Consider the following 502-nt stretch of genomic DNA (forward strand, 5'->3'; position numbering starts at 1 on the left):
ACTAAATTGAATATAGCCAAGTCCAGCTGCTCCTTCTGATATCGCAAACTCTATCATTTTATCGAAGAAACTACGAGGCAGTGCAGCTGCCTTAGGTGCAGGAATTGCACGAACTATGCTACCTTTTTTAATATTCTCTCTGAAGATTGTAAAATCGGAATCTGTAAATATCTCAGTTACATCGGCAATTATAATAGGGTTACGCAAATCAGGCTTATCAGAGCCGTATTTTAGCATAGATTCATTATATGGATAATAGCACCGCTGGACAATTCAATACCGTTACAAACAATATCATATTGGTATGCGGTAAGTTCTAATAACTCTTCAGTGGTTTTAGCTTGCTCTAAAGCATCTATTCCGCCCTGCGGCATAGAAAACGGATTATGGCTAAAATCAATTTTTCCTGTTTCTTCATTTAACTCATAGAATGGAAAATCGGTAATCCAGCAGAATTTAAAACAATCTTTTTCAAGTAAATCAAGCTCTTCACCAAGTCTTA

2 pseudogenes are annotated in these 502 nt (G+C 36.5%); both read right to left on the minus strand.

Features of this window, described 5'->3' with window-relative positions:
• A pseudogene (locus tag O6R16_RS08090) lies at positions 1-252 on the minus strand (GAD domain-containing protein); the annotation flags it as partial.
• A 2-nt stretch (positions 253-254) separates the two neighbouring features.
• Positions 255-502: pseudogene (locus tag O6R16_RS08095) on the minus strand (amino acid--tRNA ligase-related protein); the annotation flags it as partial.

It is taken from the genome of Candidatus Rickettsia tasmaniensis, assembly GCF_036857515.1.
Taxonomy (GTDB): Bacteria; Pseudomonadota; Alphaproteobacteria; order Rickettsiales; family Rickettsiaceae; genus Rickettsia; species Rickettsia rickettsii.